We start from the raw sequence: 26392 nt of genomic DNA on the forward strand, positions 1-26392 counted from the left end.
TGCAGGACAGATCGAGCCGCTGACCGCATGTCCGGTACAGATGCAGGCGAGTCATAGCTCAGGGCCATTGCGTTCGATTTCAGTCCCGTGCGGCCACTCACTCATAGCCCTATCAATTGGCAAAATCACCGCCAGTACATCTTCAACACGTGTTGCCGGCAAATCGAGGTGAACGTTGGGAAGCGTTGAACGGACGCGAACTCCTGGAATGATCGTTCCCATTCCATGTCGACACAACCTCGTGAAGTGGTTCTTCAAAGCATGGCGGACGGTGCCAAATGCGAATGGCACGCGAAGCTCCTGCAATACAGGATACATCGCGCGAATGGATTGGCTAATTCCGAGCCCCTCGAGGTCTGGCCGCACTCCATACAGACCCAGTTCCGCCACCAGCACATCGGTTGTGCCAACCTTGATGAAGCGGCGCAACGAACCCATGTGCGCCGCCACACCTTGCGAATCGTAGGCAATTGCGCGGAGTTCGGGCCTCGCCCCGGCCCAACTTCGACCGCCATCGAACGGCTTAGCATTGAACGGTCCGGTCGGGCCATACGTCGTCCGAAAAAACTGGGCCAATTCGAGATGATCGGAAAGCTGGAGCTCATTTTCCCAGCACAGTTTCCACTGCACCTTTGAAGACATGGAAAGATACCTTGTTCAATTGCGTCTACGCGCAACCAGTGGCGTGCGATTACCCAGGAGGTGGAAGCCTCGCGTTCGGGATGTTGCGCCAGTAGGGAACGCAAGATCGTAAAATTAGTCTTTCGATAGCAGACTTGTTTGAAGGATAGATTTGGTGCTGCTTCTATGGAAATGAACATGGGCGAACATGGATCCTGCCATTACAGGAAAGTCCACCTCTCGCTGTTTCAAAAAATCTCTCATGCTTCCCGCCACTGAAGTGACATTTCAACTCGTCGAAGTTGAGTACGGTCTGCTCCAGAGGCCGTACTTCCTGCCTTTGAAGAACTGTCCTGTGAGAGCAGGGATGCATGGAAGTCCCAAGGTACGTCTGTACCGCTTCCATGCATCCGGCGGGATCATCGAGGAGGTTTTCATAGTCTATTGAAAGCAGATTCTCTGGCGCGAAAGAGTCGACGACTTGACGATGAAAATCGTCTGCAGCTTTGAAGTAGGCTTCGCACAATTCAATGGTCAACGCGACCTGAGGAGGCGGAGCTGATCCATTGTCCGAACCGTACTTCAGCCATTCACCACTTTGTCTCGCTTGCACCAGAGATCGCAGCGATTCCAGCGTATTCCTGCGGACTACAAGCATTGCCTTCAGGCATGGCCACCGTGCCAATTCCTCAAAGAATCCTGGGCGTTCCAGAAATTGCGGCTGATTGATCTTGCAACCGATATGCGTGGCGTGTGCCTTTCCCTTTTGGACCGGATAGCGAAGATAGGCAAGCTCGAGAAGTTCCAGATTGCTGCACCTGAGCCGGTTGGTATCAGGCCAATTGGTGTCATAGGTGTTGAGCAACTCGCCATTGCTCAAGACGCTCGGATGAGCATTCAGCAGTTCTTCCAGATAGTGAGTGCCGGTTCTGGGCATCCCGAGAATCACGAATGGCTGAGTTTTCGGCATCAAGTGGGTCATGGCGTGCATTTCATTAGGTTGAAAGCGGTGGTTCGGGTGTAGCCCCAGTCTGACGCTTGTCACAAGACTGCTGCTGAGGCGCAACGCCGTCGGCATCAAGACATCAGCCGGTGGCGGACCAGTGTCGCAGACAGGAAGAACGGCAGTATTGTGTAGACACAAAGCACGCCCAGATGCAGCCCCATTCCGCCGACCGGACGTGCAAGCATCGCCGGACGGATCAATTCAACGGAGTGGGCAAGCGGCAGGAACTGTGCAAGGTCTTGAAGCGCGCCGGGCAGTTGGCCCACAGGGAAGACGACACCACTCAGGAACAACATGGGCGTAAGCACAAGCGTCTGGTAGAAAACGAAATAGTCATAACTCGGCGCGATCGCAACGAGTACCATTGCCACGCTCGCGAAAGCGAGGCCAGTCAGAAAAACGACAGGGATCACAGATACGATGCTCGAAAACGCCGCGTAACCGAGCGTCGCCGCAACTACCATCACGGCGGAGCCCGCGAGAAGGGCTTTTGTAGCGGCCCATGCCAATTCGCCAAGAATGACATCGCCAATTGTCAGTTGGGTACAGAGCACGGCTTCCCACATGCGCTGAACTTGCATGCGAGCGAAGGCAGCGTAAATCGTTTCGAAAGTCGCTGAGGTCATGGCGCTTGTCGCAACCATTCCAGCCGCCAGGAATGCAATGTAAGGAGTGCCATCGATGTGACCTATCATTATTCCGACGCCGAAGCCGAGACCGAACAAGTACATCATCGGGTCAGCCAGGTTGCCGAGAAGGGAGATAAGTGCCGCTTTTCTCCACGCCAGATAATTGCGCCGCCATACTGTGCGCCAGTTCCAGGCGTTGCCGGGTAGAGTAATCAAAAACACTTCGCGCATCATTCAATCCTTCATTTCTCGTCCGGTCAGCCGAAGAAAAACGTCCTCCAGGTTCGCGGGACGTTGCACAATACGCAGACCGTTACGCTCACGCAGTCGCGCGCATACATGTTGTGGATCGGCCGTGTAGCAGAAGAGTGCATCACCGCTAACCTCTGTACGCTGCGCAAACGGCATGAGCAGCGCTTTGAGTTCATGTGGGTTGCCGCCGTATATCTCGATAACGTGACTTCCAATCTGCTCCTGGATTAATGCATTAGGTGCACCATCAGCAATGCTGCGTCCCCCGTCGATTACACATAGCCGATCGCACAATCGCTCTGCCTCTTCCATGAAATGGGTAGTGAGAAGAATTGTTTTGCCGCGTGCGAGTAAACAGCGCAAACGATCCCAGATGAGGTGGCGCGCATGCGGATCTAGCCCGGTTGCCGGTTCGTCCATGACAATAAGTTGCGGATCGTTGATGAGCGCGCGTGCAATGGTTAGGCGGCGCTTCATCCCGCCCGATAACTCTGTGACGCGTGCGTGAGCCCTGTCCTCAAGACGTGCGAAGTGCAGCAAGGATGGAACGACCGCCTCGATTTCGCCTTTGCTCATCCCAAAGTAGCGCCCGAAGAGTTTCAGGTTCTCGCTCACACTAAAACCTGGCTCCAAGTTGTCGAATTGCGGAACGACACCAATGCGCCTCCGCGCCAGGCGTGCCCGCGCTGGCACCGGTTCTCCGAGGACGGTAATCACGCCTGCGTCAGGCAGCGCCATACCCAGCACCATTCGCGTGGTAGTGCTTTTGCCGGCACCATTAGGCCCGAGCAGACCGAAGCACTCGCCGGGCTCTACACGGAAGGACAATCCGTCGACGGCAAGCTTACCGCCATAAGATTTCCTTACGCTGGAGAAGGTGATCGCTGCATTAGACATGGAGCCGGAAATGTATACAGACCACTGTTTAAGGAAGATTCCGTAGCGCGCGCGATGCTACGCATTACTCGCTTTTGGGAACATGGTGCTCGTCGCGGTCTTGGACGGCAGAACTGCGGGAAAGCCAGTCACTGTTGTCCAATGTACATAGAGCGTATGCCTTTACAGGAAGCAGGAGCAAAAGATTTATGAGTGTGTGCACTGAAAATCCGAGAAATCGAAGCTCGCGAGCGCGAATGGCCGCAACGGAGCAACGGACCATCGTCATTGAAGCAATAACGAAGCATGCCTGCCAAGGAGCAGTGGCTGTGAGCGCGATCTGCAGAAAGCCAGAGATCATTGAAATGGCCAGCAGCAGAGAGCCAATGTTCTGCGCTACCACATCAAGAGTTAGGTAGCGGTCAAGACGAGGCAAAAGGCGAAGGGCGAGCAGCGTGTCGCGATAGGTACTGCGCGCCCAGCGCAGTTGCTGGCGCAGGTATGGTCGCAGCCTATCCGGAACCACGGTCGCGGCGACTGCATCTCGAACGTACTCCGTCCGATAGCCCGCCGCGAGCATCAGAATTGTCAGATGGCGGTCTTCGCCGAAATCGCTGCGCTTGCCCCGGAACATTTGCGTTTCGTACTGGTCCAGCAGCAGAAGAAGCGCTGTGCGCCGGTATATTGCACACGGTCCGCAGCAGCACATCACGGCGCCAAAGCGAGCTTGCGCCGCGCGCTCCTCGTTGCACGCAAGCCAGTATTCCATATCGATTAGGCGGGTCAGCCACGTGTCGCTGCGATTGCTGGCTACCAATTGACCCATGGCTGCACCGACCGATGGGTCGCTCATTGTCAGCACGAGTTTCTTTACTGCGTCCGGCGCCAGAGTGGTGTCGGAATCTACGTTAAGTATGAGATCTGAGGTCGAAGAACGTATCGCGGCGATTTGCGCTTTACGCTTTCCCACATTCTGTGGAAGAAGCAGTACCTTGAATCGCGGATCATGCTCGTGCTCCCGATACACCACGTTCAACGCATCGCGGTTGGCGGATCCATCATCGACTACGTGAACCTTGATAGCGCCCGCGTAATCCTGGGCGCCAATCGAGTCGAGACACGCCCGCAGCGTTTCGGGGTTTTCGTTAAAGCACGGGACGATGACGTCGATGTCCGGCAAATACTCTATGTCGAATACCTTGATGCATGCAGGTGGGCCGCCGCTAGTCGGTAGAGTGTGAAGAACCTGCGCGCTTTTATAGATGGCCGAAAGTGACGCGTATAGTAGGACAGATGTCGTGTTGATTGCGGCAGGAATGTTCATCGGGTCAGTGTGCTAGGAGACGTTGGGATTCTCAGTACAGGCCTGCCGTGAGCGATGGCGCGGGAGTCAGGCGCGGTAATACCATCCAGGTTCATGCATGATTCGAGTGGCAATTATTCTCGTGCCTGTAGAGTTGACGTTTCTCCATGGGGCAGGAAAGACGCTGTTGTGGCGTACGAGAGAAATTTCCAGTAATGCACCTCATGGTAGCGAGGTCGCCCAGGACGCTTCCATCGGTATCGGCTGAAAGTCAGATCAGCCAACGCCTGCTTCTGGGTCAGTATTTCCTTAGTTCTATCCATGATCGTCCGCGCGCGGACCACGCGCATACTTGAAGCTGTTGGTGAAACGTCTCTAGGGGAGCATATCGTCCACTTGTCGACCAGCTTGGGGTCAGAGATACTCGTAAAGCGAGATTTTCCGTTGAACTTACGGAAGTGAACCGATGACGAAGCCCCTTTTCTTCAATCCTGGAATCAGGCGTGATAGTGCAATGACAGTCTGCGCGCGCGAAGCATCGCGATGATGCAAGTCGCACTCTTCGGGAGGAGCCCCGTCGTGCAGTAATACGATCGAGCCGGGCAGCACTGATGCCAATACGGAATCGACAATCGCCTCGGCGCCCGGACGGGACCAGTCTCGTGGATCTACCGACCAGTGGAGTGGCATTAGTCCCGATTTCATGGATTCGGCGATAACGTCGTTCGTCCATTTGCCATATGGCGCACGCATATATCGCACCCCTGCCGCTGGACAAGCACGCTGGATAAGCGCGTTCGCTTCTGCTATCTCGTGCCGTATCTGATCTGGCTCACATTTCGACAAATCCCGATGGGAGAGACTGTGATTCGCGACATCGTGGCCTTCGGAAACCATGCGCCGGATAAGTTCCGGATACTCCGCCGCGTAGGCACCGAGTACGCAGAAGGTTGCCGGTACCTGTTGCCGCGCCAGCAGATCTAGTACTTTCGGCGTCCATATCGGGTGCGGTCCGTCGTCAAAGGTAAGGTAAACCTTACGCTCACCGTTACGCTTACGCTCGTTTAGCACTTTCGCAATAAATTGCGGCATTTCCCAATCGCTGAGTCTTCTCATGGTCTTTCACTCATCTTTTGATGAGTCACCGTCTACCCTGGAACCGTCCCCAGTCGCAACGCGAAATGCGGCGTAGCAGATCAATATCTGGGAGTTGATGTCGAGTGTCGTTCAGTAGAACGACATGAATACTCATATTGATGACTTGCATGTCAAGCTGAATTGCCGTAACTTTGCGGTACCTCAATAAATTTGTACAATCGATTGTTTCGATATGTGTCATCCATAACGCGGATAATTAAAGATGCGCTTCAAAGGCCTCGATCTGAATCTTCTCGTCGCGTTGGACGCATTGATGGCGAAGCGTAACGTCACGCTCGCGGCACGCGACATCAATTTGAGTCAGCCTGCCATGAGCGCAGCGGTGTCGCGGTTGCGAGACTATTTTCGCGACGACCTCTTCGTGATGAGAGGCCGAGAATTCGTGCCCACATCACGAGCGATAGAGCTTGCCGGACCGGTGCGGGAGGCTCTATCGCATATCCAGCTTTCCATCATCTCGCGCGACGTTTTCCAGCCGGCCAAGTCGGATCGCCGGTTCAGGGTCTGCCTATCTGATTTCATGACGCTCGTCTATTTCCAGAAGGTCATTAAGCGCGTTGCACGCGAAGCTCCCGCGGTCAGTTTCGAATTGCTTTTCCCAGATGACGAGCCTGGGGATTTGCTGCGGCGTGGCGACGTCGATTTTTTGATTCTGCCCGATCTATTCCTGCCGGATACTCACCCGAAAGCGCCGCTCTTCGACGAGAAGCTTGTGTGTGTCGGCTGTCCTGCCAACAAGCAGTTGTCGGAGCAGCTTCCGCTCGACCGGTATATGTCCATGGGACACGTGACGGTGAGGTTCGGGCGGGCACGCAGGCCTTCGATCGAAGAGTTTTTCCTACTGGATCTCGGTCTCAAACGGCGCGAAGAGGTCGTCGTCCCGACCTTTCACCTCATTCCGTCGGTGCTAACGGGTACCCGTCGCATTGCGACGATCCCTTTGAGGCTCGCTAGGCATCTCGGGGAAGCCTCTCCTCTGCGGATCGCCGAAGTACCGCTTCCGCTATCGACTTTTACTGAGGCTATCCAATGGCCTGCGCTGCATAGCGGTGATCCTGCAAGTATCTGGATGCGCGAGCTATTGCTGGAGGAGGCGCAAAGTCTTGCGTAGCGTGATGTCATGTGTACTGCTATTCGGCGAGCCCACACTCTCTGCCAGCGTGTAGCGGAAATCGCGCAACGTCGCGCGAATTGCCCTGTCGACTTCTTCCTCCGATGCGCCGCGATAGCGGAAGCGTGCGAGGATGTTGCCCGAGCAGCTGGAACCGTTGAATAAGTGACGTCTCGCCGGGAGCACAGCTTCGTAAAGCCCCGGGATAGTGTTCGGCAATTGTGCGTCGACGAATATCTTGCCGACTGGCTCTGGCAGCATCAGGAATCCACCGCGTGTGATCGAGGTTGACGCGATTAACGCCGCCTGCGCCCGTGCGGCGTACCGCGCTTCGTCACCTGATTGGTGAGTAACCCAGAGGTCGAAGAGGTCGACGCCGTACAATTCATGGAAGAGAAAGGGAATTTCCCCGCTGCCGACACGGGCACCGACATCCAGAAAATAGAATCCGTCGCAAGCTCCGATTATCTCGAGATGAAACGGTCCATTGCTCAAGGCGAGCGCTTTCAGGCATGCCGCCGCGAATTCAAGCACCGCATCATTGAGCGGCCCCGGGTCGAGCATCACCGAGCCTAGGGGTTTTCCTTGTGCAAACTGAAGACGGTTGTTGATGTAGCGGGACGCGCGCGCAATTACCCATGTGTCGTCTCGCACGAAACCGTCAACGTGATAGACGGGTCCTTCGATGTACTCCTCGCACTCGTACTCAACCAGCGGTAGTGTCGGCCACAACATATCCAATCGCGCACGGGTGTCGATGCGCGGTACGTCTAGGCCTGCCGCGCCGGTACGTGGCTTTACCATGATCGGAAAGCGCATCACAGGGGACGAATTTGCTTTCGCAAAGGCCACATCTTCCAACGCTGCAACGCGTGGCACACGCAGGCCCGCGGCAGCAACGGTATGCTTCATAGCGGTCTTGTCACGAAAGCGGACGACGGTATCTGGCAGATCGCCAGGGATATTGAACGAATTGCGCAGTCGCGCGGCCTTCAGAAGGTCGAATTCGGACAATGCGATCAGCCTGTCGATGCCGCCGAGCGCCGATTGACAGGAGCTCATGGCCTTATGCAGCGCATCTTCATCAAGGATGTCTGCTAGCTCTTCGACATGCGCGGTTTGAGAGGCGTCGAGCGCAGCCGCGCCGTTCGGCGTGCAGATGTAAGCGACGTTATTCGTCGCGTGATCGATGTAGCGATGGTAAGCTGCAAAGCCGTCGGACCATCGGTTAAGCACGACTATGCGGCTACGCGGGGCGTGTTTGTTGGTTGTCATGAAGGGCAAACCGTTCAGATATCGTTACAGGCGCGGCCGGATCCGAGCGCTCTCAGCGCTTCAGCAAGGCGCAAATCAAGGTCGACCGATCAGGCGCGATGAACAACACATGGCCGACACGGCCGCTCGTCGCGGGACTGAGCCGCCGATTGAGAATGGACCACCACCTCCTGGAAAACTGGTATGGCGCGAACGCGTTCGACGGCGGCCGCGTCGCCTACCGGTGCGAAGAACCGCACGCCGCTGACACACAGGGCAGGTCTTGCATCGACGTCGGGGGCTGGATCAGGATCGCCGAGGTGGCTGCGTATCGCTAATTCCGGCAGAGAGATTGACCTGCTGAGTTCGATGAGCCGATAGGTGCGATCACCTCCGAGGCAGGCCGCGATCTTGATCAGCACCGGACCGTCGCGTGTTATGCGCACTTTGGCGTGGAAAACACCGAGGGTCAGTCCAATCTGCGCCGCGGTGTGCTCGACGTAATTGACGAGCGCGGCTCCTTGGTCCGCGCTCAAAGAGGCTTCGACAAAGTGGCCCAATTTTGCGAAATTCTGCTCTGCGCCCAAAAGATTTTCGGTTACTGCGACGACGCGGGGTCCGTGCTGGCTGCTGACGTAGCCTTCGATGCAGTACTCTGGGCCCTTCAGATACTGTTCAAGGAGCAACACGTTGCCGGCCTTGTGGCCGATATCGACAACGCCGTGATGCATGGCACACTCGACCGCAAGTTGCAACTGGGAAAGAGAATTGACGTACCTCACATGCATGCCGCCGCGGACAGGCTTGAGGACGGCTGGAAAACCTACGTGTAAAGCGGCTGTTATGACGTCGCGACGATGTGCGATGAGGGCGAACTCAGGAACCGCCAGTCCGGCGGCGGCGAGATGCATGCGGCTGCGATATTTATCACGCGTGAGTGCTGCCGCTTCCGGCTGCAAATGGGGAAGACCAAGGAGCGCCGCTGATTCAGCTGCTACGCCGGTTGCGTATTCGCAACCGGGTACGATCGCATCGACGCCGATGGCGCATGCGGCGGCCGCCACGGCGTTCGGCGAGGCAGTGTCCACCATCGTGTACGACACCGCGGCGGCCTGCAGTTCGCGTGACAGGGGGGGCTCATCGCTTTTGGCCGAAAATACGTGGGTGGCCACGCCAAGGCGCACGGCTGAGGCGACCAGTGCGGTCCCGGACGAGCGCGGCTCTATCACGATGATGGCGGTCATTTGATCGCTGCCTGTTCAGTGCCGGTTTCCGGCCGGGGTAGGGTCGCCACACGCAACTCTTCGAAATACTCGTGAATCATTCCGACAAAGTTGTTCAAATAGATTTCTGCTTTCTCCATTCCGCCCCAGCCACCGATCGCGAGCTTCAGAGCGATCCATGTGGAGTCTTCCAAGCTGCGCGATTCGGCGTACTCAATGTGGCTGAGTGTACCCTTTACGTGATCGTGCCCGAATGCGCGCGCGGCTGATTCCGCGATGACCTTGTTGTAGCGGCCCGAATACCATGCCTGCAACCAGTTCAAGAGCATCGTAGGGAGCGGGCCATCGCGGACAATGCTGAGGTAGAGATATCCGATTAGCTTGTCTGTGCTATTGAATGGTCTAATGCTGTCCACGCTTGCTGCGGTCAGGCCGAACCTCTCGAGGTCATGCAGAAGAAGGCATTCTTGCCCATACTCTTGTGCGAGGTGTTGCGCCAGCATCTGCGCGAGCGAGTTGTCCTGGCAGCCTATCTTGTAAAGCGCGAATGCGCCTACCTCGTTGTTGAGCCGGATGCGCAACACGGTTTCGACGAGATGGCGCCGATAGTACTCACTGTCGATCCAGTCGCCGCAGTGGAACGCAGCGGTTTCCGGCGAAATTGCGAGTGCCTGGTCCATGGCATGCTTGGCAAGCTCCTCGAAGCGAACCCGATCGTTGGGTGTATTCATGTGATCTCCAGATAGGATGAGAAGGAGCGAACGCGGCGCGCTGCGTAGCGGGTCAGCGGCGAATAAACCGGAGACACGAACTGCTCGTGGCACGAAGCAATGGTGGCTCGCTAGCTTTGCGAAAGTCCCCACGCTTGGCCTCGAAGCAGCGCACCGGACGCCGTGCAACGAGAGGGCGTTGAAGGCCGACCGCTCTCGGGTGGCCCCAAATTGGGTCGCTCTTTGCAGAGCGGTCTGCTTTGGCAAACGCCATCGCATCGAAATGATTGCTGTCAACCGACAACTGACCCAATCGTTTCCTTAAACACAGCGAATGCTTTTTGTAACAGGTATCTAGGCTCCATTCCCATTCGTTTTTTGCTCACCCATGCTCTCGACTTGGGCGACGGAAGGATACTAACTGCAGCGGTATGCGTGGTATAAGCTGATAATGTTTATGTTTGCATGAGGGAAATTGATGATTCGCGATCTCGACAGCACACTACTGCGTACGTTCGTGACGGTAGTGGAAGCCGGCAGTGTGAGCAATGCTGCCATGGAGCTGCATCGTACACAGGCTGCCGTCAGCATGGCCCTCCGGCGGCTCGAAGACGAAGTCGGCCAGCGCCTCCTTGAGCGTTCACCGCGCGGCGTGAAGCCGACCTCTGCGGGCAATGTTCTGTTGCCGTATGCACACAAGCTGCTCGAAATTGGCCTTGCGGCGCGTTCCGCTCTTACTTCGGGTGAAGTTGCGGGTACCGTGAAAATTGGACTTCCCGAGGACATCGCGATGAGTCACCTCCGCCATGCACTGCGGCAATTTTCGACATTGTTTCCTGATGTAGCCCTGGAGATCGTCGTTGATGCGAGTCCGGCCTTATCGCAGCGGCTCATGAGCAACACACTCGATTTCGCGATTGGTGATCCAGCCCAGATCCCCGCGGAACCGCTCGTCACCTGGCGACATCCCCTTCGCTGGGCGGCTGCGCGCACGCGCAATGATGATCTCGGAGACGGTCCGCTGTCGATTGTTGCATTCGGCGGTGCATGCAGGTGGCAGGAGAGCTATTTTGCCACGTTGCTTGAAGCAGGTATCGCTTGGCGCGTGGCCTGCAAAAGCACGAGCCTCTCTGCGGTTCAGTCAGCCGTTGAAGCTGGGCTCGGCGTTGCGCTACTTCTGGATTGGCAGGTGCGCCGCGATACGATGCGTGCGATCGATCCCAGCGCAGTAGGGTTGCCGCTGCCGCCGGTGGCGGAATTCGGTCTCTTTAGTCCTGGGCGATTAGAAGACCGCTCGTCTGCGGCCAACGCACTTCAGCGTTTTCTCTTCCGTTCGCTGCAATTGAGTACTCTTGGAGACGGTGTACACGACGGAGCGTCATCAGGCTTGCCACTGCGTGCTTCAAACTAATGAGCCTCTGAGGTAAAACGCGTCGAAGGGCCGAACTTCGGCGCGCCAAATGGAGGTTCAGACGATAACGTCCTGTCTTTTGAATCCAGCATCAACGCTACGTGAAGCGCATTCTCTAATTCACGCGCAGTTATGCTATTTCCGCACAAATCAAGTGCGACTCATGCATTTAAACATAGACTGCCGCACAAATCTAAATTTGTCGTAAAACCAACGCTTTCTTTCGGTAGTATCCCATCTGCGCACAAAGATACCTCGTGTTTTTGTCGTATTTCTGACACCGCGACTCCGATTGTCGCGTCTCTGTCTGTTTTGTCGGCTTTCGTGCCCGTTGCGATAAGAATTCACCGTGGCTTGCGCAAATGTAGCGCCGCCATTCATTGTGTTGGGACCCGGGTCCCGCGGCGCTAACGTGCAATTTCCGGAGTTCAGATCTATGTCGCAGCTCGATGTCAATGAGAGTCATCTCAATTTTGATGTGGTCTACAAAGTAGTAAAGACGTTGACCTCGTCACGAGATACCGAAAGGACGTTGGAGAGATCTTTGCATTACCTCTCATATGCGTGTGGATGGCGCTCCGCGTTTATTGCGGTCACTGAGCCAGACGGCCATCTGGGCGGCCTGTGTGGCACGGGGTTGTCAGCGGGCTGGCGTGAACGTCTGCGTTTCTTGCCCAATGACGGGGTATTGGGGCGAATACACACAAACGACTCAGCCGTCGTGGTGGCGAGACTGCGTGATGAACCACTCTTCGTGGACAGCATCGATATCTTCGACGGATTGGAAGGTGAGCATGTGGCACTGCTCGGGGCGCCGATCAGGTATGAAGGGCGGCCGCTCGGCGTACTTGTTGCGTTCTGCGAGAACACGGACGGACAGCGCGCCTTTGCGAGCGACCTCCAACTCATGAAGGTCGTCGCGGCGCCGATGGGCCAGGCACTTCTGCTTGATCGTGCGTCGGGACAGATGGACCAAACCGCGCGACAGGAGATGAGACGAGCGGTCAACGCAGACCAGACTTCGTCTCGTATCGACAATGTGCTCGGAGAATCTGCCGCCATGCAACGCGTCTTTTCGCAAGTTCATCAAGTAGCGCCAGCGCGGACGACGGTGCTTTTGCGCGGCGAGAGCGGAACTGGAAAGGAGCTGATCGCGCGCGCGATTTATGGGTTATCGCCCCGCAAGGGCCGGCCGTTCATATCGGTGAACTGTGCGGCGCTCACTGAAACACTGCTAGAAAGCGAATTATTCGGCCATGAGAAGGGAGCGTTTACCGGTGCGCAATATCAACGCAAAGGGCGTTTTGAACTGGCGCACGGTGGGACACTTTTCCTCGACGAGATCGGCGACATCTCGCCTTCGTTCCAAGCCAAATTGTTGCGAGTTTTGCAGGAACGAGAGTTCGAGCGGGTGGGTGGCACCACCCCGGTAAGAGTCGACGTGAGGCTGATCGTTGCCACGAACCGCAACCTCGAACAAATGGTGAAGGCGGGGGAATTTCGTGCGGATCTCTACTACCGCATCAACGTCGTTAGTATCCTTTTGCCGCCGTTGCGCGAACGCCGTGAGGACATTCCGGCAATGGCGCAGCACTTTTTGGATCGCTTTAACCGCGACAATCGTCGATCTTTGCATTTCAATGAACAAGCGTTTCGGGTTCTTTCCAGCTGCTACTGGCCTGGCAATGTGCGCGAGCTGGAAAATTGCGTTGAGCGTACCGCGACCATGGCGGATCACGACACGATAGATCGATTTTCCTTTCTGTGTGAGAGAGGCCGGTGCCTCACCAAAGAGCTACATTACATCGAACGAGAAGACGCTGTGCGTGCTGCCCGCACGTTGGACGCTACAAACAGTGAAGTGCCGAATGCCCTGGCGAGCGTAAGTGCCGGTGATTGGAATGGGCGTAGCTTCGATACGCCAAGCGGTAGCGACATGCCGGGCAGCGAGCGGGAACAGCTTGTGTGGGCAATGGAGCGCTGTGGATGGGTGCAAGCGAAGGCCGCACGACTCCTACATATCACGCCGCGGCAGATCGGCTACGCACTGCGTAAGCACGGGATCAAGCTGCGCCGCTTCTGAAGGCAGCGGCGGTTGCGCGGATGCATTTGGAGAGACTGGGCGAGAAGGCTACCGGCAGGCTCTCGCGTGTCGCAACATTGTAGTGATTGGTTCAACTCCTTCAACGCAGGTAACAAGGACGACAAATCCGGCTTCGGCATAGCGTCACTATGACTGTTAGCTTGGGCTACGATGGTGGTACGCAATTTGCCTGTAGTCGTGGACTTCTATTGTCAGGACTCTACGATGTGGCTAAAGACGAGCGCTGTCGAGATCTTCAACGAACCGGGTTGCGCAAAGAACCTCGCGAAGAGCGAAAAGGAGCGCAAGCAAGGCTGTTCGAAGCAGGTTTCGCCGGGGGCGGCCGCTGGCGGATGCGCATTCGACGGCGCGCGGATCGCATTGCAGCCCGTGGTCGACGTTGCACACTTGGTGCACGGGCCTATTGCATGTGAAGGAAACTCTTGGGACAACCGCCATTCGGCATCGTCTGGGCCGACTCTCTACCGCACCGCGTTCACAACCGATATCAATGAACTCGATGTAATTTACGGCGGTGAGAGGCGGCTTTTCAGGAGTCTGCGTGAAATTTTCGAAAAGTACGATCCGCCTGCCGTGTTCGTCTATCAGACGTGCGTGACCGCATTGATCGGCGATGATATAGACGCCGTATGCAGGCACGCGTCGGCAAAGTTCGGTAAGCCCATCATACCGGTGAATGCGCCCGGCTTCGCAGGATCCAAAAACTTCGGCAACAAGCTCGCAGGGGAGACGATCCTCGATTACGTCATCGGCACGCGCGAGCCGGCGTACAAGACACCATTCGATATTAATCTTATCGGTGAATATAACCTCTCGGGCGAGTTGTGGCAGATAAAGCCGTTGTTCGAGGCGCTCGGCATCCGGCTCCTGTCCTGCATCTCGGGAGACGGCCGCTACAGCGAGATCGCGAGCGCACACCGCGCGAAGGTCAACCTGGTGGTGTGCTCCAAGTCCATGCTCAACGTTGCGACAAAAATGCAGAAGCGCTACGGTATTCCATACCTCGAGGGTTCATTCTACGGAATTGGCGACACGAGCGACACGCTGCGCGGGGTCGCGAGGCTACTGGTGGAGCAGGGTGCGCCGGACGATCTTATCGTGCGCACCGAGCACCTTGTCAAGGCAGAAGAGGCGCGCGTATGGGGGCGCGTTGCCCCGTACAGGCAGCGGCTCGATGGCAAACGTGTGCTGCTCATCACGGGCGGCGTGAAGTCATGGTCAGTGGTCGCGGCGCTGCAGGAGGCCGGGCTCGAGATCGTCGGCACTAGTGTGAAGAAAAGTACGGATGGGGATAAGGAAAGAATCAAGGAGATCATGGGCAATGACACGCGCATGGTCGACAATTTGACGGCGCGCGAGATGTACAACATGCTCCGGGATGCGAAGGCGGACATCATGCTGTCTGGCGGGCGCTCGCAGTTTGTCGCGCTTAAGGCGCGCATGCCCTGGCTCGACGTGAATCAGGAGCGACACCATCCGTACGCTGGCTACGAGGGCATTGTTAAATTGGTGCAGGAGATCGACCGCGCAATCCAGAACCCAGTCTGGCAGCAGGTGCGTATTCCTGCGCCGTGGGACGACGAAGAGGTAGTGCATCGCGAGGGGATTCTTAAGTCTTCCACGCACATCAATCCGATTCCGCGGGGCGCAGACGGTGAGGCATACGATTGGAACCTCCGCGCGGCGGTATCGAGTTGAGTTTCGGAGTGGAGCACATATCATGGCGATAGTCGTCGAGTCAGAAAAAGCCTGTACCGTTAATCCCCTAAGAATGAGTCAACCGCTCGGCGCGACGTATGCAGCCATGGGGCTTGATGCATGCATGCCGGTAATGCACGGCTCGCAGGGCTGTACGTCGTTCGCGCTCGTACTACTGGTGCGCCATTTCAAAGAAGCCATTCCGCTGCAAACAACGGCGATGAGCGAGGTCACCACGATTCTCGGCGGATACGAGAACGTAGAGACAGCGCTGCTGAACATTCGCAAGCGCGCGGCGCCTAAGATCATTGTGCTCTGCACGACTGGCCTGACTGAGACGAACGGCGAAGATGTGGAGGGGCACCTTGCGATGGTGCGAAAACGCAAGCGCGAACTGGACGATACTGAACTCATCCTCGTATCGACACCGGACTATATTGGTGCCTTTGAGGACGGCTACAGGCGCGCGGTGACCGCGATCGTCGAGACACTGGTGAAGCCGTTGCCGACGATACCTCAGCAGATCAATCTGGTGCCGGGCAGTCATCTATCGCCTGGTGACATCGACGAGCTTCGGGAGATTATTTGCGCATTCGGGCTGGAGCCGATTGTGCTTCCAGATGTTTCCGGCTCCCTCGACGGCCACCTTGATTCTGCGTGGCGTGGGACGACGCTGGGCGGAACGACGATTGATCAGATCCGTGCGGCGGGGGCGTCGTCATTCACAATTGGCGTTGGTGAGCAAACGCGCGACGCCGCCGAGACGCTCGAAGCAATTGCCGGCGTGCCGTTCGAGATCCTCGAGCGGCTAACGGGGCTGGAGCCGAACGACCGGTTCTTGCAACGTCTTGCACAACTTTCGGGGCGTGCAGTCCCGGCCCGGTATCGCCGGCAGCGCAGCCAACTACTGGATGCGATGCTCGACAGCCATTTTTACACGGGTGGTCTAAAAGTGGCGATTGGTGCGGAGCCGGACATGCTGCTTTCGATCGGTTCGCTGCTCCGTGAAATGGGTGCGGAACTATCTGTTTGCATCAGTACCACTGCTTCGGCATCGCATGCGCTGTTGCCGGCAAGCGAAGTCATATTGGGGGACTTGGAGGACATGGAACGAGGCGCGAGTAACTGCGACCTGCTGATCACGCATTCGCACGGCAGGCAGATGGCCGGTCGCCTCGGAAAGCCGCTGATGCGCGCGGGCTTTCCGGTGTTTGACCGCGTCGGCAACGCCCATCGTTGCCAGATAGGTTATCGCGGCACAATGAATCTTATTTTCGAGATTGCCAATCTTATGTTCGAGAGGATCTCGCAACCTCATCCCGGCGACTGGAAACTGCCGCAATCATCGGGCGGCCTTGATGTTTCGGTTCAGGGTTAGGTTTAAGAGATGGGTGTTACATGCCGTAACTTGAACTTGATGAGGAGACCAGCGCATGAAGATCGCCTTTGCGACACAGGACAAAGTGCACGTCGACGCTCATTTTGGCTGGGCGAAAGGCATTGCGGTATACGACGTGACGACGGAAGGACATTCACTTTTACAGATTTTTGATTTCGGCGACAAGCTGATGCAGGACGGTGATGATGAGAAACTTGCGCCGAAGCTCGAAGTGATCCGCGACTGCGCGATCTTGTATGTCGCGGCCATAGGCGGTACGGCGGCTGCGCGCGTAGTAGCGCTTAAGGTCCATCCAGTGAAGGTGCCGCAGCCATTGCCGATCGAAGAGATTCTAATCAAGCTGAGCAGGGTTCTGAAAGGCACGCCGCCTCCGTGGTTGCGCAAGAAGCTCACCAGGGAACGTGGCACATCGTACGATTTTGCGGGGGATGACGAGTTGCCCCTGGCTAAAACCGATCTCCCTAGTATGACGGTTCTTGTTGCCAGTGACGCCTGTAGTGCGTCGTCCGAAAAGGAGGACATGATGTGCAACGACTCGCGGGAACTTAAGACGCGCCTGAAAAAACTCAACGCGTTGGCCACGCAGGCCAAGATGGATCTGCATGATCTGTCAGAAGATCTACCAACGGGTTGGGAGCAGATAATGGTAGTCGCGCAACGCTGTCACGACGCGCATGCGGCGTTGATGCAGGCACGTCAGACCGCAGTTTCGGCTTCCGATTAAACTCCGGACCTTCAAATGAGCCATCCTTTTAGTGTGATACTCCCAAGCGGAGAGGCTTGGATACCTCACTTTGTTGATTCACTCGACGAACAAAAGTGCATCGGTTGCGGGCGATGCTTCCGGGTTTGTTCTCGCGGCGTACTTCAACTGTTAGGCATCGATGAAGCTGGCGATCATGTTCCACTGGATGATGACGATGAAGAGGAGGACGAGCATGAAAAGAAGGTCATGACAATTGCGCATCGAGGTCTCTGCGTTGGCTGCACGGCATGTGCGAAGATATGCCCGAAAGGGTGCTACACACATGCTGCGGCCCAAGTGTGAGCAAGCGAGAATTCCTATGGATTACTACGCGGTGTTAATGCGCCATGCGGAAAGCCCGGACGACTTGACGGTGCTTGCGGTCGCCGGTGTGCTCGCGGCGGCGCTCGACGAAGGCGGTACGGAAAGATTGCCTATCCCCGGACTGGATGCAGCGGAGACACACTGGATGCTTGCTCGCTGGTTCCCTGATGCCGAGAGTTCTCTGGGTCTTTACTTTGGCGCGTCGGCTGCAGATTCACAGCTAGGACCGTCTTATGACGACATCGATCTTGTAATGTTGTTAAAGACACACGCCAATCCGGGGGCAGGCACAACGACCGAGATCAATTGCATTTCTCACGCGCTGGTCTACGCTTGCGCAGGCAAAAAACATCTGTGGCAGGAGTTGCGCCTTTCTTCGCGCGGCGAATTGTCGGCGCTTCTCGAGTACTGGTTTCCGGCGCTTGCTGAAAAGAACGTTCACGGCATGAGGTGGAAGAAGTTTCTCTACAAGGAACTTTGCGGGACCGAGGCGTTGAACGTCTGCCGGGCCTCAAGCTGCGGGGAATGTGCGGAATATTCCAGTTGCTTTGGGCCGGAATGAATGTGCGGATCAGTGGCGACTCCGATTGACGTAGGTATATTTGATTCGTTTCCCTGTCGGTTGCAGGAAGAATCGCGTAATGTATGTGATTTGGTGGGCAGTACGGAGAGTGATATGAAACGAAGACCATTAGGGATATTAACGTTGACCGACGGGGGCAGTTATGAAGAAGCTAAAGAGGGTGCTGTGTGGTGCTCTGATGGTCGCTGCGCTGGTCGGGGCGGCGGTGTTGGCTGCTGCTTCGGATAAGGAATGCACGTGGCAGAATGCGGAAAACCCTTTAGAGAGTTTTACCCTCCAATGGTGGCCCGGCGGGGGGGAGGAGTTCACGCGGCGGAGCGAATGGACTGAGTATTGAGCTTCACCAATGCTGACGGGTGAAGCCTATGCCAGTTGGTGTCGATATCGCAAAAAAAATCTTTCAGGTACACCACGTGGACGAAGAGACCGGCGAAATCGTCAACAAGCCGATCAAACGGGCGGAGTTTCTCGCGTACTTCGCAAACCGCGCAATCGAGCAGATGAAGAAGCGCCGGCCACTGAACGTCGTGATCGTTGCACTGGCGGACAAGATGGCCCGTACCATTTGGGCCATCCTCGCACATGGTTGTTCCTATCGGAGTGGATATGTGAGCGCCAGGCCAGTTTGAGCGATTTTCGAACGCACATGAAATCAGCTCTGTAGTCGGAGGATGGGACGTCAAAAGGTTGCGCTGGCACTTGAGAGTGATGGCAAAACATGTCGGACCGGGACTCGCCAAACCTGAATGTCCTTTCGGGCTAAAAGCCCGCGACGAAAATGAGGCGCGAGTCAGCGGAATCCATAGGGGCCCGCAGTGAAACACTAGCTGCAAAGGCCAGATATAAAGCTGCAGCCGTTCCTGTTACGTCAGAACACTCAAAGCCCTTCGCAAAAGGGCGGCGTCCATATAAAGGACATGGCCAAGCCAATACTCGACGACGAACTGTGGGCACTCATCGAACCGCTGCTGCCCCCTCTCAAACCACGGCGAACCCGTTATCCGGGGCGCAAGCCGCTCGACAATCGTGCGGTGCTCACCGGCATTCTCTTCGTCTTACAGACAGGCCTGCGTTGGGACCTGCTACCTCGAGAGATGGGGTGCGGCAGCGGCATGCGTTGCTGGCGGCGCCTACGTGACTGGCAAGCCGCTGGCGTGTGGGAGCATTTGCACGAGGTGCTGCTTGGGCGATTGCGCGCAGCCGAGCAAATCGACTGGCCTCGCGTCATCGTCGATTCCTGTTCAATCCGCGCTGTGGGCTCAGGTCAAAAACAGGACCAAATCCCACAGACCGCGCGCGACCCGGTTCAAAGCACCATCCCATCACCGAAGCGCAGGGTATCCCGCTCGCGGTGATTCTGACCGTCGCGAACCGCAATGACGTCACTCAACTTCAAGCGCTGGTCGAGGCATTTCCGGCCAAGCATGGCAGACCATATCAAAGCCTCGGTTCGTTCAGGGCGACAGAGGCTACGACCACGACAAATATCGACGTCCACTGCATGCTGCCGGCATTGCAACCGAAATCGCTCGACGTGGTCTGCCTACATAGTAGTGGGCTAGGCAAAACACGCTGGGTTGTTGAGCGGACCATCTCGCGGCTTCACAACTTCCGCCGACCGCGCATCCGCTTCGAACAGCTCGCTTCCATCCACAAGGCTTTCCGCTGCTGCATCATATGTTGGCGACACCAGCAAAAGTCATTCTGTTAACACCGCTTATTGCGCCAACGGCGGATGGAATACCGGTGGCCGTGATCACCTATTTCGGCTTTTCCTTAAGTTCCCTAACCTAACCGCCCTTGCCAACGTAAGCTCGCTTTTGGCACAAATCGCGACTCATAAATGTGCTTGATGCATCCAAAAAAAATAGCGACTTATACGGAACGAACCCGCGCTGTTACGATTCGTACATCGTTGCCACGGGGCTAGGTGCGAGCGCGGAGTTGGACGCCGTCCAAGCGAATTGCATTGCCACAGGGTTTGCGCTGGTCGCACACGGCGATCTGTCGAATCCAGCTGCGCGGAGTTGTCGCGGCCCGTGACAAGCTAGTTCAGCGCGCCTCCGATGCCTTTTTTGTTCGCGAGCTTGGAGCTCGAGAGCGTGATGCGGCGGCCGCGCTGGATTGCCACTGTCCGTGTGTCCTCGCAAGGATGGCCCTGTCTACTTCGAACCGGTCAAAGTGTGCTAGGGCGGTCTCGCAATAGCAGTCGCCATCTGCGTCGTAGGGCGGCTCCGTGTAGCGACGGTCAGGATATTTGACCACCTCGTTCACCGAGCTGGTGGTCGGAATCGGCTCAGCAGCTCGGCTGCCTCAACTGCATCGTGATGATGAGGCGGATGGGCGCGCTGTTCCATGGTCTGCCAAGGCCTCTTGACGTCGCTGTTCATCGCCACGCCGTTCGTTCTTCTGCAATGTGGCGGCCATGGCCTGCCGTGCAACTGATTGCTACCCACCGTTGCATGCGTAGCGATCGTGTTTCCCCTCATGCGGTCCTGCTGAAGTTTGACGACGACTTGCGAACAAAGCGGCAGCTGTCCACAACGTAAATGCGCTGTGCGTGTTGATTCAACTGCCGGCAAATCCACATAGACTGTTAACCTAACAAGAACAAACCGTATGGCTTTACGTCGCATCGCAACCGCATTACTGCTGGCTGGATTGATTACCGCCCATACCGCGCAGGCAGATGTGATGCTCAATTTCGTCGATGCCGGCATCGATCAGGTCGCCAAGGCGGTCGGCGCGGCGACAGGGAAGACGATCATTGTTGACCCGCGCGTCGAAGGGCGGCTGAATCTCGTCTCTGAGCACCCTGTTTCCGAGGATCAAGCATTGAAAACTCTGCAGTCTGCGCTGCGAATGCAGGGTTTCTCGCTGGTGCAGGATCACGGTGTGCTCAAGGTCGTGCCCGAAGCGGACGCGAAAGTGGAGGGTGTGCCGACGTACATTGGAAATGCGCCTTCGGCACACGGCGATCAGGTCGTCACCCAGATCTTTCGCCTCAGGAACGAATCGGCGAACAACCTCCTGCCAGTGCTGCGTCCGCTCATCTCGCCGAGCAATATGGTTGCGGCCTATCCATCGAATAATACGATCGTCGTCACGGACTACGCTGATAACGTCCGCCGCATTGCGCAGATCATCGCGGGCGTCGATTCTGCGGCCGGCCAGCAAGTGCAGGTAGTGGAACTGAAGAACGCGAATGCGACCGACGTTGCGACGCAGATGACCAAGATGCTCGACCTTGGGTCGATCGGCAATACGGATGCGACGCTGAAAGTCTTGGTGCAGGCCGATCCGCGCACGAATTCGCTAATGCTGCGAGCGTCGAACGCAGTGCGCCTCGCGGGGGCGAAGTCGCTGGCGAAGCAGCTTGATGCGGCAACCGGGCGGCCCGGTAACATCCACGTTGTGCAACTGCGGGGCGCGGATGCCGGGCGTCTTGCGAAGACGCTGCGCGGCATGCTCGGCAAGGGCGGCAATGATTTGATGTCCACAGGGGGCGGTGGTGCCGCGAACTCGTTCAACCAAGGAAACATGGACTCGTCGGCGGGCACGCCGGGCCAGCCCCCACTGCCAGGCGGATCCTTGGGCGGTTCGTCATTCTCGTCGATGGGAAGCAATGGACTTGCAGGCGGCGGCAACAACGGCGGTCAAGGTAACAACGCGGCGTTTCTTGGCGAAAAGGAAGGCGGTGACAGTGAAGAGAACCAGCCCGGCGGGATGATCCAGGCCGATCCGGAGACGAATTCGTTGATCATTACCGCGTCGGACGCCGTCTACGGCAATCTGCGCAGCGTGATCGATCAGCTTGACGTCCGCCGCGCGCAAATATATATCGAGGCGTTAATCGTCGAACTGTCGGCGACGACAAACGCGAACCTCGGCATCCAGTGGCAGGGTGCGCTGCTTTCGAATGGTGGAAACAACGGTCTCTACGGCAGCTCCAACTTCAATTCCAACGGCAGCCAGGGCATCGTGAACCTGACTGCGCAGGGGGCGATCATCGCGAACGCCCCCGCCGCAGCGCTCGCGACGAAGGGCGCGGACCTGCTGAACAACGGCCTGAACGTAGGCCTGCTGCACCGCTTCGGCGACGTGTTCGGTCTCGGGGGGCTGTTGCAGGCGCTGTCGCAGTCGAGCGACGCGAACGTCCTATCGACACCTAACCTCATCGCGCTCAATAACGAAGAGGCGAAGATCGTCGTTGGCTCGAACGTGCCTGTAGTGACGGGTTCATACGCCACGCCGACCGCGAATGCCGCAACGTCCGTGACCGCATTCAACACGTTCGATCGACAGGATGTCGGGATCGTGTTGCACGTGAAGCCGCAGATCACCGACGGTGGCATCATAAAGCTGCAAATCTATGCCGAAGCTTCGTCCGTCGATTCGGCATCGACGAACAATCAGGGCGGCGTGACAATCAACAAGCGCTCGGTGCAGTCGACGGTGCTGGCCGATGATGGCGAGATCATCGTGCTCGGCGGCCTGATAAAAGATGGGTACGCGAACGGCAACAGCAAGGTGCCGCTGCTAGGCGACGTGCCGTGGATCGGCCAGCTGTTCCGTTCGGAGCAGAAGAGCCGCGAAAAGACGAATCTGATGATATTCCTGCGTCCGGTCATCATCGACGATCGGGATAAGGCGCAGGCTGTCACGTCGAACCGCTACGACTATATTCAAGGTGTGCAGGGCGCGTATCGTCAGGACAACAACCTGATGAAGGACGACGACGACCCGGTCGTGCCGCAGAAGCCGGTAGGCCCAAGTCAGGGCGGGTCAGCCCTGAATCTATTCGATCTCGACAAGATGCGTCGCCAGTAGATCGATGTCTTGGTTTTCATGTTGGGATGCCCCCCTATGCGGTTCATCAAGCGTTAAGGGCTGACTTGTGTTCGGAAAAGGTCCCGTCGCATGGCGAACAGGACGTCGTAGCGTCGCCGTGCCAGTGAAATGAGCGCTTGGTTTTGTCGCTTGGACTGCTGGACTTTGCGTGCGTAGAGAGGGCCGTAAGATAGGTCTCTAAGGCCACGAGGGTCGATAGAAGCAAGTCGCCGAGCCAGTTCTTTCGTCATGCGCGGCCAGCCGTACTCACCCTTGACCTGCGCATGGATCGCGCGGATGTTGGCCAGCAAGGCATCGTCGCTGATTTGTACCGGGCTGTGCCTCTCCCGGCCCGCTGCAGCCCGCTGACGCCGCTGGTGATACCCGCTCGGGCTGACCTCCAGCAACTCGCACAGCAGCGACGCCGGCCAGCGCTTGTGCTCCCGTTCGATAAAGGCGTACTTCACGTCGATTCTTTCGCAAAGTACGCTGCCGCCTTTTTTAGAATGTCGCGCTCCATCTTCAGTCGCGCATTCTCCGCACGCAGTCGAGCCAGTTCCATCTGCTCCTCGGTTACCGGCTTCGTACCCGGGCCGACCAGCGTTCCTTTTCGGTCCGCCTGCACCCAGTTCGAGATCGTCTGGCTCGACACCCCCAGAATCGCCGACACCGCTGCCAGGCTCTGGCCGGCCTTCACCAGCCGCACCGCCTCCAGCTTGAATTCCAGGGTGTACCGCGCACGCTTCAATTGGCTCATCTTCGTTTCTCCTTGCTGCAGTTTAAACCTCAGCAAGGGATACGTTTTTCAGGGGCAAGCTCAAAGCGCCATGCGTGGGGGAAGGTCGATACGCGACCAGAGGTCGACGTAGAAGCTACCGTCAGGAGAAAACTCGATGTGATGATTGGCCGGTTCTGGCGTAAGTGATGTCAGCCCCCTTTCCGTCGAAGCCAATTCGGTAGGCATGAACGAAATAAGGGTCCTCGCCGACATTCATTCCGCTTGCTTCAAACCAAATTTCCCTTCTGACTGGATCGATGTGGTCCACCGCGCGGACAATCCAGTCACCTTTGGTGATTTGGTTTTTTAAAACACCGGTACGGCCATTAAAGAGGTACAGATGTTCAAATCCATCGCGTTCGGATGCCCAGATAATTTCCTCTCCATCATTAACATTGTAGCGAAAGTATTTTCCGGAATCTATTTGGTTATTTCTTAAATCTGTATAATCGACGAACGTGGAGCTGACCTCATCGATCAAAGAGCGCGTACGGCCGGTGGCGGCCTCCACCTCGATTACTCGGTAGAGCTGATGGCCGCGTTGGTTGTACTCAAATGTAAAGCCTTCCCCATCCTTCCGCCAATTAATTTTGGAAAGGTCAAAAGGATTCGGGAACAAAGCATTGTCGATATTGATCATGCGCTTGTTGACTATGTCGAATAGTACCGGTTGCGGTCGCGGAAGAATATCTCCCGCTTTGGCATACTCTATTGGCTCATACTTGGCTTGATGGTTTGTTGCTGAGGAATTGACAAGCACGATTTGACGCGGTTGGCCGAGGGCGACACGGTAACCTGCGAGGTGATTGGAGTCAGGGGACCACTTTAGGGATGAGAAGACGTAATTGTTCGCTTCTGTCCCGTCCCAACTTAACGGTACATTTACGGATCCGTCCTTACTCATTAGAAAGACGTTGGAGTTTTTGATATATGCTTTCCACTTGCCGTCCGGTGAATCGATTGTGATTCGACTATCGCTTGCAGCCGTTGGCGTGAAGTCGTTATGAAATGGCAAGATTTCGCCCTGAGAGATCCTAGTGCAGATGTAGCTTGAAAGATCACAACTCCACTGAACGGAACCAATGGAGAACAGCAACTGGTTGCCGTCTTGTCCGATTTCGAAGCGGTCAAAGGGCAGCGAATTGCCTCGGAAATTCGAGGAGGCCGCCCTATTTAATGCTTCGGCAAGGCGGCCATGATCGAAAGCTGGTTGCTTCTTCCCAGTTTTGATATTGAGTTTAATGAACTGGCGCTCACCATGTGTCGTCCGTCGGTAGGCAAGGGTCTCGGGCGAAATCCAGAAAGGGGGGTATCGACGAAATTGACAATTTTATCCGAGTATTGATAACGAACTGTGAGAGCCCGCTGAAAGTCTGAGGGGGTAAGAGGAAAGGGGGGGTATGGTTCCGTTCCCCTGGTTGTCAGCAGCCGATAGCAACGTGCAGTAGGAAATTAGAAGCAGAAAGATGGTGACAATTTTTTGCATGGATGTTTGGCCTTGACTATGTATAGGTGTATCGGTTACGTCGTCGGCTTACCTTGAAGCAATTTTTATGCCATCAGTGAATGCGAGTGGGTATGATCAGTGTCCGCTGAGCGCAAGCGAGGTTCCAGCGACCGGTGAGATTAACTGACTGTAGTGAGGTGAAGACCTTCGATAATCAGTGAAATACAAAGCAAACTGGCGGCACGTGGAACGGAGTCGCATTTGTTCGACACTGGCCTTTGTCATCTCGTCCTTGCCTCCCATGTTGTCGAGGAAGTTACAAACAGCAGGGCCCCTTCGCTCCACCAGCGTTACCCGGTTTCACGGCTACTACGGGCCCATCCGCCACCCTCTCGCCTTCGGTCCACTTCCCGGGTTCGCCGGTTATAGAACCTACCTTGCTCCGGCGATTTCGCGCCGGGGCGAGGAGGGCTTCTCCAGTTGCTCAGCATGTCCTTGTCTTCGTGCCGTCGCTTCCACCCCGCCGAAGTGGAATAGCCGTATCGGTCAGAATTCCGCTACCCATGCTGCCTTCACCCTCACGGTTGCGGGCTCGGCCCTCGGAGCTTTTCATTTTCGAGGCCACATCTACGTTCACTTTTGTTACGGCCCGATGACTCGCGCATTCCCCTAGGAAATGCCTGTCGATAGGCTTCAGAGGCTTGGTTTCCCCCCACCCTGCTATCCAAGCTACGGGGCCTCTGACTTCTAGCGAAGTCAGCTTGATAGATCGAGCAACAGAGTAAAGCTTGGACGAATGACGTCTAGATAGCGTCAAGCAGGATGGCCGGTTTACCGACAATCATTTTGGCCGGTCGACCGGGGTGATTGTCGGTGGTTATTCGGTCATGGTTGTCGCTCCTTCCTGATGATTGTCGCTGGATGATTGTC

Annotated in this window: 19 protein-coding genes and 5 pseudogenes; 13 read left to right on the top strand and 11 right to left on the bottom strand. The window is 56.5% G+C overall.

Annotated features, from left to right (window positions below; genetic code table 11):
• Positions 1-51 precede the first annotated feature (51 nt).
• From AB4Y36_RS35495 to nodB, 6 genes are all read right to left on the bottom strand, one after another.
• Positions 52-642: a NodA family N-acyltransferase gene (locus tag AB4Y36_RS35495; protein ID WP_342922752.1), complete on the bottom strand. Its 591-nt coding sequence runs from the start codon at positions 640-642 to the stop codon at positions 52-54.
• Positions 643-805: 163 nt separating this feature from the next.
• Complete coding sequence (locus AB4Y36_RS35500; protein WP_083245588.1) at positions 806-1603, bottom strand: sulfotransferase; 798 nt, start codon at positions 1601-1603, stop codon at positions 806-808.
• A gap of 95 nt (positions 1604-1698) precedes the next feature.
• On the bottom strand, positions 1699-2490 hold the full coding sequence (locus AB4Y36_RS35505; RefSeq protein ID WP_305120853.1) for an ABC transporter permease: 792 nt from the start codon (positions 2488-2490) through the stop codon (positions 1699-1701).
• Complete coding sequence (gene nodI, locus AB4Y36_RS35510; protein WP_368685451.1) at positions 2491-3405, bottom strand: nodulation factor ABC transporter ATP-binding protein NodI; 915 nt, start codon at positions 3403-3405, stop codon at positions 2491-2493.
• A 64-nt stretch (positions 3406-3469) separates the two neighbouring features.
• Positions 3470-4708: a chitooligosaccharide synthase NodC gene (gene nodC / locus AB4Y36_RS35515; RefSeq protein ID WP_083245589.1), complete on the bottom strand. Its 1239-nt coding sequence runs from the start codon at positions 4706-4708 to the stop codon at positions 3470-3472.
• A gap of 429 nt (positions 4709-5137) precedes the next feature.
• Positions 5138-5803 carry a chitooligosaccharide deacetylase NodB gene (nodB, locus tag AB4Y36_RS35520; RefSeq protein WP_368685452.1) on the bottom strand — a complete coding sequence of 222 codons (666 nt, stop codon included), beginning with the start codon at positions 5801-5803 and terminating at the stop codon, positions 5138-5140.
• Between the two features lie 244 nt (positions 5804-6047).
• Here nodB and AB4Y36_RS35525 point away from each other — a divergent pair, with 244 nt between their 5' ends.
• Positions 6048-6956, top strand: coding sequence for a LysR family transcriptional regulator (locus AB4Y36_RS35525; protein WP_069268331.1), 909 nt, complete (start codon positions 6048-6050; stop codon positions 6954-6956).
• Here the strand turns inward: AB4Y36_RS35525 and AB4Y36_RS35530 are convergent.
• From AB4Y36_RS35530 to AB4Y36_RS35540, 3 genes are all read right to left on the bottom strand, one after another.
• On the bottom strand, positions 6924-8231 hold the full coding sequence (locus AB4Y36_RS35530) for an acetyl-CoA carboxylase biotin carboxylase subunit family protein (protein WP_069268332.1): 1308 nt from the start codon (positions 8229-8231) through the stop codon (positions 6924-6926). The genes AB4Y36_RS35525 and AB4Y36_RS35530 overlap by 33 nt on opposite strands.
• 89 nt (positions 8232-8320) lie before the next feature.
• Entirely contained in the window at positions 8321-9454 is a 1134-nt protein-coding gene (locus AB4Y36_RS35535) for an acetyl-CoA carboxylase biotin carboxylase subunit family protein (protein ID WP_256095001.1), read from the bottom strand.
• Positions 9451-10164, bottom strand: a complete 714-nt coding sequence (locus AB4Y36_RS35540) for a hypothetical protein (protein WP_342950207.1) — start codon at positions 10162-10164, stop codon at positions 9451-9453. Before AB4Y36_RS35540 ends, AB4Y36_RS35535 begins: the two co-directional genes overlap by 4 nt.
• 457 nt (positions 10165-10621) lie before the next feature.
• Here AB4Y36_RS35540 and AB4Y36_RS35545 point away from each other — a divergent pair, with 457 nt between their 5' ends.
• The 12 genes and pseudogenes from AB4Y36_RS35545 to gspD all read left to right on the top strand — a co-directional run bounded on the left by AB4Y36_RS35545 (position 10622) and on the right by gspD (position 23237).
• On the top strand, positions 10622-11554 hold the full coding sequence (locus tag AB4Y36_RS35545) for a LysR family transcriptional regulator (protein ID WP_069268336.1): 933 nt from the start codon (positions 10622-10624) through the stop codon (positions 11552-11554).
• 436 nt (positions 11555-11990) lie between these two features.
• Entirely contained in the window at positions 11991-13637 is a 1647-nt protein-coding gene (nifA, locus tag AB4Y36_RS35550) for a nif-specific transcriptional activator NifA (protein ID WP_368619615.1), read from the top strand.
• A gap of 225 nt (positions 13638-13862) precedes the next feature.
• Positions 13863-15356, top strand: a complete 1494-nt coding sequence (gene nifE / locus AB4Y36_RS35555; protein WP_069268338.1) for a nitrogenase iron-molybdenum cofactor biosynthesis protein NifE — start codon at positions 13863-13865, stop codon at positions 15354-15356.
• Between the two features lie 22 nt (positions 15357-15378).
• Positions 15379-16734, top strand: a complete 1356-nt coding sequence (gene nifN / locus AB4Y36_RS35560) for a nitrogenase iron-molybdenum cofactor biosynthesis protein NifN (protein ID WP_069268339.1) — start codon at positions 15379-15381, stop codon at positions 16732-16734.
• 55 nt (positions 16735-16789) lie between these two features.
• A pseudogene (gene nifX / locus AB4Y36_RS35565) lies at positions 16790-17194 on the top strand (nitrogen fixation protein NifX); the annotation flags it as partial.
• Positions 17195-17278: 84 nt separating this feature from the next.
• Positions 17279-17479 (top strand): CCE_0567 family metalloprotein, encoded by a 201-nt coding sequence (locus AB4Y36_RS35570; protein WP_069268349.1) that lies wholly within the window; start codon positions 17279-17281, stop codon positions 17477-17479.
• 15 nt (positions 17480-17494) lie between these two features.
• Positions 17495-17803 (top strand): ferredoxin III, nif-specific, encoded by a 309-nt coding sequence (gene fdxB, locus AB4Y36_RS35575; RefSeq protein WP_083245591.1) that lies wholly within the window; start codon positions 17495-17497, stop codon positions 17801-17803.
• 16 nt (positions 17804-17819) lie between these two features.
• A complete protein-coding gene (locus AB4Y36_RS35580; RefSeq protein WP_069268350.1) occupies positions 17820-18386 on the top strand; it encodes a nitrogen fixation protein NifQ in 567 nt (188 codons plus the stop codon).
• A 386-nt stretch (positions 18387-18772) separates the two neighbouring features.
• A pseudogene (locus AB4Y36_RS35585) lies at positions 18773-18898 on the top strand (IS110 family transposase); the annotation flags it as partial.
• Positions 18899-19036: pseudogene (locus AB4Y36_RS35590) on the top strand (IS110 family transposase); the annotation flags it as partial.
• A 288-nt stretch (positions 19037-19324) separates the two neighbouring features.
• Positions 19325-20118: pseudogene (locus AB4Y36_RS35595) on the top strand (IS5 family transposase).
• 908 nt (positions 20119-21026) lie between these two features.
• Positions 21027-23237, top strand: coding sequence for a type II secretion system secretin GspD (gspD, locus tag AB4Y36_RS35600; RefSeq protein WP_368619614.1), 2211 nt, complete (start codon positions 21027-21029; stop codon positions 23235-23237).
• Positions 23238-23473: 236 nt separating this feature from the next.
• Here gspD and AB4Y36_RS35605 read toward each other — a convergent pair.
• Together AB4Y36_RS35605 and AB4Y36_RS35610 are read right to left on the bottom strand one after the other, a co-directional pair.
• Positions 23474-23994, bottom strand: a pseudogene (locus tag AB4Y36_RS35605) (transposase); the annotation flags it as partial.
• A gap of 121 nt (positions 23995-24115) precedes the next feature.
• Positions 24116-25111 (bottom strand): DPP IV N-terminal domain-containing protein, encoded by a 996-nt coding sequence (locus AB4Y36_RS35610; protein WP_368685453.1) that lies wholly within the window; start codon positions 25109-25111, stop codon positions 24116-24118.
• Positions 25112-26392 lie beyond the last annotated feature (1281 nt).

It is taken from the genome of Paraburkholderia sp. BR10936, from assembly GCF_040965735.1.
GTDB lineage: Bacteria > Pseudomonadota > Gammaproteobacteria > Burkholderiales > Burkholderiaceae > Paraburkholderia > Paraburkholderia nodosa_A.